The 6,542-nt window shown below is 69.5% G+C and carries 9 protein-coding genes; 5 read left to right on the top strand and 4 right to left on the bottom strand.

All coding sequences use genetic code 11. The features are described from left to right. Positions 1-939 (bottom strand): cupin domain-containing protein (locus tag A5704_RS14705; RefSeq protein WP_067889604.1); only part of this gene is annotated, 939 nt, incomplete at its 3' end. 153 nt (positions 940-1,092) lie between these two features. Between A5704_RS14705 and A5704_RS14700 the strand changes: the two genes are divergently transcribed. Next, the gene (locus A5704_RS14700; protein WP_067752013.1) at positions 1,093-1,764 is read left to right on the top strand and encodes a GntR family transcriptional regulator; all 672 of its coding nucleotides are present in this window, start codon (positions 1,093-1,095) and stop codon (positions 1,762-1,764) included. Positions 1,765-1,856: 92 nt separating this feature from the next. Then, positions 1,857-2,141 (top strand): GlsB/YeaQ/YmgE family stress response membrane protein, encoded by a 285-nt coding sequence (locus A5704_RS14695; protein ID WP_067889601.1) that lies wholly within the window; start codon positions 1,857-1,859, stop codon positions 2,139-2,141. Positions 2,142-2,190: 49 nt separating this feature from the next. Here the strand turns inward: A5704_RS14695 and A5704_RS14690 are convergent, their stop codons facing one another. The 3 genes from A5704_RS14690 to A5704_RS14680 are packed head-to-tail and all read right to left on the bottom strand — an operon-like array spanning position 2,191 to position 4,960. Beyond that, entirely contained in the window at positions 2,191-3,282 is a 1,092-nt protein-coding gene (locus A5704_RS14690; protein ID WP_067752019.1) for an adenosine deaminase, read from the bottom strand. After that, positions 3,279-4,565 carry a thymidine phosphorylase gene (locus A5704_RS14685; protein WP_067889598.1) on the bottom strand — a complete coding sequence of 429 codons (1,287 nt, stop codon included), beginning with the start codon at positions 4,563-4,565 and terminating at the stop codon, positions 3,279-3,281. Before A5704_RS14685 ends, A5704_RS14690 begins: the two co-directional genes overlap by 4 nt. Then, positions 4,562-4,960 carry a cytidine deaminase gene (locus A5704_RS14680; RefSeq protein ID WP_067752025.1) on the bottom strand — a complete coding sequence of 133 codons (399 nt, stop codon included), beginning with the start codon at positions 4,958-4,960 and terminating at the stop codon, positions 4,562-4,564. Before A5704_RS14680 ends, A5704_RS14685 begins: the two co-directional genes overlap by 4 nt. 240 nt (positions 4,961-5,200) lie before the next feature. Here A5704_RS14680 and sdhC point away from each other — a divergent pair, with 240 nt between their 5' ends. The 3 genes from sdhC to A5704_RS14665 form a co-directional block, all read left to right on the top strand. After that, the gene (sdhC, locus tag A5704_RS14675; protein WP_067889595.1) at positions 5,201-5,539 is read left to right on the top strand and encodes a succinate dehydrogenase, cytochrome b556 subunit; all 339 of its coding nucleotides are present in this window, start codon (positions 5,201-5,203) and stop codon (positions 5,537-5,539) included. Beyond that, entirely contained in the window at positions 5,536-6,006 is a 471-nt protein-coding gene (locus A5704_RS14670; RefSeq protein WP_067889592.1) for a succinate dehydrogenase hydrophobic membrane anchor subunit, read from the top strand. The genes sdhC and A5704_RS14670 overlap by 4 nt, the downstream gene beginning before the upstream one ends. 1 nt (position 6,007) lies before the next feature. After that, a partial coding sequence (locus tag A5704_RS14665) for an FAD-binding protein (RefSeq protein ID WP_156737682.1) occupies positions 6,008-6,542 on the top strand: 535 nt, incomplete at its 3' end.

Here is a 6,542-nt window from a genome sequence, read left to right as displayed (position 1 = left end):
GTGTGCGGCCTGTCCGGTCTCGTTGTAGTGGGCGTGCCACATGCCCGGCGGCGTGGTGAAGGCGCAGCCGGCGCGCCAGTCCACCCGGGTGGGGTCGACGATGTCGCCGTGCTCGTCGAGGCGGGTGCCCAGCAGGGTGTAGCAGCCGCTGGCCGGCGCGTCGAGGATCAGGTCCAGGGCCACCGACTGGTGACGGTGCGGGCGCTGCACCTGGTTCGGCGGCAGGACGCCGAACATCGCCCACAGCACGTGGGTGATGGTCAGCGTCTGCTCCTGGTTGGTGTTGGCCAGCAGCACGCTGACCCGGCTCTTCTCGTTGGCGCCCGGGCGTGACGCGATCTCCTCCAGCTTCGCGACGGCGTCCGAGCGGCGGAACTTGGTGGCGCGGAACCGCGGCCGGGTGGCGTCGGCGCCCAGGTAGCGCATCAGCGGCTCGTCGTGCACCCAGTACATGGCCGTGTCGGTGGCCGCGTAGAAGACCGAGTGGGTGCCGGCGGGCAACGTCAGGAAGTCCCCCTTCTCCCACTGCACCAGTTGCCCGTTGACCGCGGCGAAGCCCCGCCCGTACAGCACGTAGTAAAGCTGCGAGGTGGCGTTGGGGCTCGTATCGACCTGCTCGCCCGGACGGATGCGCACGAAGTTGGCCAGCAGCGCGGGGCTGGTCGCGGCGCCGGTGTCGATGCCCAGCTCCTTGGACAGATCCAGCGGGATTACACCCGTCGGCTGATCGGTGTAGGTATCCGCATCGAACCGGGTAACCGGCACCTGCGGGACGTGGCCCGAGCCGATCGGGTTGGCGGCCTTCGAGTACTCGAAGTACTCCGCGTCGGAGGCCCAGTCCTGGAAACGACCTTCGAAGCCGTATTCGGCGACGTTGATCATCGGCGCCGGGATCGTCGGATCCAGGTTCGGGGTCACGGATTGTTCGGTGACGGGCATTTTCGCGGCTCCTTCGGCCTGCTCGCGGGCTTCTTCGATGCGTCTCATGTTTCTTTCGTATCTATCTTGTATCTCAGTTGTCGCCCTGTCAAGGGTTTCGGTGGTGTACCGTCACCACACTGCTGGGATACGACTTAGCTACCGGAAGGCTGGATGGCACCGATCGACCCGCGGCCGGCCACGGCCAAGGACCGCGCACTGGACTACGTCAAGACGCAGGTGCTCACCGGCGCGTTCCCGGGCGGGGAGCTGATCAGCGAGGGCGACGTCGCCACGGCGCTCGGAATGTCGCGCACGCCGGTGCGCGAGGCGTTCCTGCGGCTGGAGGCCGAGGGGCTGCTGCGGCTGTACCCGCAGCGGGGCGCCCTGGTCGTCCCGGTGTCCCCGGACGAGGTCCGGTCGGTGATGGAGGCCCGGCTGGTCCTGGAGCAGTTCGCGGCGACCAAGGTGGTCGGCCGCGGGACCGCCTCGTGCGCCGCGATTTTCGATCGGCTCTCCGGCGAGCTTCGGCGGCAGCGCGCCGCCGCCGACCGCTCCGATTGGCCCGACTTCCTCGATGCCGACCGCGCCTTCCACGCCATCACCCTGGCCGAATCGGGGAACGCCATTCTGGCGGGTTTCCACGCGTCGCTGCGGGACCGGCAGATGCGGATGATCGGCGAATCGGCGCTCCGCGATCCGGACCGGGTCACGACCATCATCGACGAGCACCGCGAGATCGCCGAGGCACTGCGCGACGGTGACGGCCCGCGAGCGTCGCGCGCGGTGCAGACCCACCTGGCCAGCACGGTGCGCGCCATCGGGCTGGCTTCCGATCTGATTTGAGCTCAGGCGAATTGTGTTAGAAGTCGCCTGATTCGGGGAAGTCCCGTCGAAGATGGTGCCCACCCCGGGCGCCGCTACGACAGGAGCTCGAAGTGATCACATCCATAATCCTCGCCCTCATCGTGGGCGCGATCATCGGTTTGGTCGCGCGCCTCGTGATGCCGGGGAAGCAGAACGTCGGCATGATCATGACGGTCGTGCTCGGCGCGGTCGGCGGCCTGATCGGCTCATGGGCCGCCAGCCAATTCGGTTACCACAACGCCAACGGCGGGGTGGCCTGGGTTCCGTTCTTCATCGGGGTGGGCGCCGCCATCGTCCTGATCGCGCTGTACGAAGCGCTGACCGGTCGCCGCACCGGCACCCGGCTGACCCGTTAACCGGTCGGCCGAAAGCTGCGCCGCTCACCCGGATTTCGGGCGGGCGGCGTCAGCCTGCTATCAGCACCGCGTAGCGCGGCTTGATCACGTCGTCGATGATCGCCAGCCGCTCGTCGAAAGGAAGGAACGCCGACTTCATCGCGTTGATGGTGAACCGCTCGAGGTCGCTCCAGCCGTAGCCGAAAGCCTCGACCAAACGCCACATTTCGAGGCTCATCGTGGTATCGCTCATCAGGCGGTTGTCGGTGTTGACGGTCACCCGGAACCGGGTGCGGGCCAACAGGTCGAACGGGTGGTCCGCGATGCTCTTCACGGCGCCGGTCTGCACGTTGGAACTCGGGCACAGCTCCAACGGAATCCGCTTGTCCCGCAGGATGGCCGCCTGCTGGCCCAGCCGGACGCGACCGTCTTCTAGGACCTCGATGTCGTCGACGATACGCACCCCGTGGCCAAGGCGGTCGGCGCCGCAGAACGCGATCGCCTCGTGGATCGACGGCAGCCCGAAGGCCTCGCCCGCGTGAATGGTGAAGCGCGCGTTGTGGTCTCGCATGTACTCGAAGGCGTCCAGGTGCCGTGTCGGCGGGTTGCCCGCCTCGGCGCCGGCGATGTCGAACCCCACAACACCCTTGTCCCGGAACCGGATTGCCAGCTCGGCGATCTCCCGGGACACCGCGGCGTGCCGCATGGCGGTGACCAGCAGCCGCACCACGATCGGCCGGCCCGCTGCGGCGCAGGCCTGCTCGCCGTCGGCGAAACCGGCCAGCACGGCGTCCACGATCTCGTCGAACGACAGGCCCCGGTCGATATGTAGTTCCGGCGCGAACCGGATCTCGGCGTACACCACCGAATCGGCGGCCAAATCTTCGACGCACTCGTAGGCGACACGATGCAGCGCGTCGGCCGTCTGCATGACCGCCACGGTGTGCGAGAAGGGCTCCAGGTAGCGCTCCAGCGAGCCGCTGTGCGACCGGGTGCGAAACCAGGTGGCCAGCTCGTCGACGTCGGTGGTGGGCAGCCCGTCGTAGCCGGTCTGGCCGGCGATTTCGACCACGGTCGACGGGCGCAGTCCCCCGTCGAGGTGATCGTGTAGCAGCGCCTTGGGCGCCCGCTTGATCTGCTCGAGGCCCAGCGGTGTTGTCACGTCAGGATCCGATCGATGAGCAACGGCCGCGGATCGGGCGCCGAGTCGCCGACTCGGTAGCCGCCGTCCAATTCGGACAGCGCGGCGCCGAAGCGCTCCGGGGTGTCGGTGTAGAGGGTGAACAGCGGCGCGCCGGGCGCCACGGGGTCGCCGGGGCGGCGATGGATCCGGATGCCGGCGCCGGCCTGCACCCGTTCGCCCGGACGGGATCTGCCCGCACCGAGCCGCCAAGCCGCCTGCCCCACTGCCATCGCGTCGATATCGCCCATTGTGCCGCCCCGCCCCGCGGCCACGGTCTCGGAATGCGCACCGATCGGCAACGGAACCGACAGATCCCCGCCCTGAGCCGCGACGAGCCGGCGGAATCGGTCCATCGCGGTGCCGTCGCGCAGCGTCGCGGCGGGGTCGCGGCCGTCGAGCCCGGCCAGCTCGAGCATCTCGCCGGCCAGGCGCACCGTCAGCTCGACCACGTCGGGCGGCCCGCCGCCGGCCAGCACGTCCAGCGCCTCGGCGACCTCGAGGGCGTTGCCGACGGTCGCGCCCAGCGGGGTGTTCATATCGGTCAGCAGCGCGCGGGTCGGCACGTCGTGCGCCGCGCCCAGCTCCACCATGGTGTGGGCCAGCTCGCGGCACCGGTCCGGAGAACGCAGCAGGGCTCCGGAGCCCACCTTCACGTCGAGCACCAGGGCGCCGGTCCCCTCGGCCAGCTTCTTGCTCATCACCGAGCTGGCGATCAGCGGCAGCGACTCGACGGTCGCGGTGACGTCGCGCAGCGCGTACAGCTTGGCGTCGGCCGGGGCCAGCTCGCCGGCGGCGAAGATGGCCGCGCCGACGTCGAGCAGTTGCGCGCGCACCCGCCGGTTGGACAGCGCGGGGGTGAACCCGGCGATCGCCTCGAGCTTGTCCAGGGTGCCGCCGGTGTGGCCGAGCCCGCGCCCCGACGCCTGGGGCACCGCCGCACCGCAGGCGGCGACGACGGCCACCAGGGGCAGGGTGATCTTGTCCCCCACGCCGCCGGTGGAGTGCTTGTCGACGGTGGGCATCGGCAGGTCGCGGAAGTCCAGCCGCGGGCCGGAGGCCAGCATGGCCGCGGTCCAGCGGGCGGTCTCGCCGCGGTCCATGCCGCGCAGGAAGATCGCCATCAGCAGCGCCGACATCTGTTCCTCGGCCACCCGGCCGTGGGTGTAGGCGTCGACGACCCACGCGATGGCGGCATCGGACAGCCGGCCGCCGTCGCGCTTGGTTCGGATCACCGTCGGCGCGTCGAATGCGTGGTCGGTCAACGGGGTTCCCGCGGCAGGTCGGCGTCGAAGGCGTCGGGCAGCAGCTCGCCGAGGCGGCGGGGCCCGGCCGGGTGGTCGATCAGCAGCTCGGGGCCGCCGTGCTCGAGGAGCAGCTGGCGGCACCGCCCGCAGGGCATCAGCGCGGCCCCTCGGCCGTCGACGCAGGCCAGCGCGACCAGCCGGCCGCCACCCGTCGCGTGTAGGGCGGACACCACACCGCATTCGGCACAGAGACCAAGGCCATATGAGACGTTCTCCACATTGCAGCCGGTGACGACCCGCCCGTCGTCCACCAGCGCGGCCGCCCCCACCGGGAACCGCGAATAGGGCGCGTAGGCCCCCGCCGCGGCACCGATTGCCATGCGGCGCAGCGCTTTCCAATCGACATCAGGCATACCCGACCCCGCTCAGCTCTTGCCACCCAAGACTGTCACCCTAACCCTGACGGGCGAGCTCGCCCGGCGCACCGCTCGGCGCGGGTCGTCCCCGCGCGGGGTTAGGCTGAACTGGGTCGATGTCAGAAGGCGGTGAGGACTCCGGTGACCACACAGGCGACAACCGCGGATCCGGCGGCACAATCTGCACCCTCGCGCAGGCGGCGACCACCCCGCACCCTGTATCGGGGCGACCCGGGCATGTGGTCGTGGGTGCTGCACCGCATCAGCGGCGCGACGATCTTCTTCTTCCTGTTCGTCCACGTGCTGGACGCCGCGATGCTGCGGGTGAGCCCGCAGACCTACAACGCGGTGATCCACGACTACCAGACCCCGGTCGTCGGCCTGATGGAGTACGGGCTGGTGGCCGCCGTCCTCTTCCACGGGCTGAACGGGATCCGCGTCATCCTGATCGACTTCTGGTCGGAGGGCCCCCGCTACCAGAGGTTGATGTTCTGGATCGTCGGAATCGTCTTCCTGCTGCTGATGGTTCCGGCCGGTGTGGTGACCGGCATCCACATCTGGGAGCACCTCCGATGAGCTCGCCCGACCTGCAGCTGGGCCGCGGCCAGGTGGCCCCCGTGCACCAGCGCAGCCACGACCGCCCGGCCAGCCTGGACAACCCGCGCTCACCGCGGCGCCGGGCCGGCATCCCCAACTTCGAGAAGTTCGCCTGGCTGTTCATGCGGTTCTCCGGTGTCGCGCTGATCGTCCTGGCCGTCGGGCACCTGTTCATCATGCTGATGTGGGACAACGGCGTGTACCGCATCGACTTCAACTACGTCGCGCAGCGCTGGGCATCGCCGTTCTGGCAGTTCTGGGACCTCGCCCTGTTGTGGCTGGCGCAGCTGCACGGCGGCAACGGCCTGCGCACCATCATCGACGACTACAGCCGCAAGGACAGCACCCGGTTCTGGCTCAACAGCCTGCTGTTGCTGTCGATGGGGTTCACGTTGGTCCTCGGCACCTACGTGCTGGTGACATTCGACCCGAACATCGGAGGCTGAGGTGATCCAGCAACACCGCTACGACGTGGTCATCGTCGGCGCCGGCGGTGCCGGCATGCGCGCGGCGGTGGAGGCCGGCCCCCGCGTCCGGACCGCCGTACTCACCAAGCTCTACCCCACGCGTAGCCACACCGGCGCCGCCCAAGGGGGCATGTGCGCGGCCCTGGCCAACGTCGAGGACGACAACTGGGAATGGCACACCTTCGACACCGTCAAGGGCGGCGACTACCTCGCCGACCAGGACGCGGTGGAGATCATGTGCAAGGAAGCCATCGACGCCGTGCTCGACCTGGAGAAGATGGGGATGCCGTTCAACCGCACCCCCGAGGGCCGCATCGACCAGCGCCGCTTCGGCGGGCACACCCGCGAGCACGGCAAGGCCCCGGTGCGCCGGGCGTGCTACGCCGCCGACCGCACCGGCCACATGATCCTGCAGACCCTCTACCAGAACTGCGTCAAGCAGGACGTGCAGTTCTTCAACGAGTTCTACGCACTGGACCTGGTTCTGACGCAGACGCCGAGCGGCCCGGTCGCCA

This window comes from Mycobacterium sp. E735, assembly GCF_001666955.1.
Taxonomy (GTDB): domain Bacteria; phylum Actinomycetota; class Actinomycetes; order Mycobacteriales; family Mycobacteriaceae; genus Mycobacterium.
The sequence above is the reverse complement of the archived record's forward strand: the minus strand, read 5'-3'. Positions and strand labels throughout refer to the sequence as shown.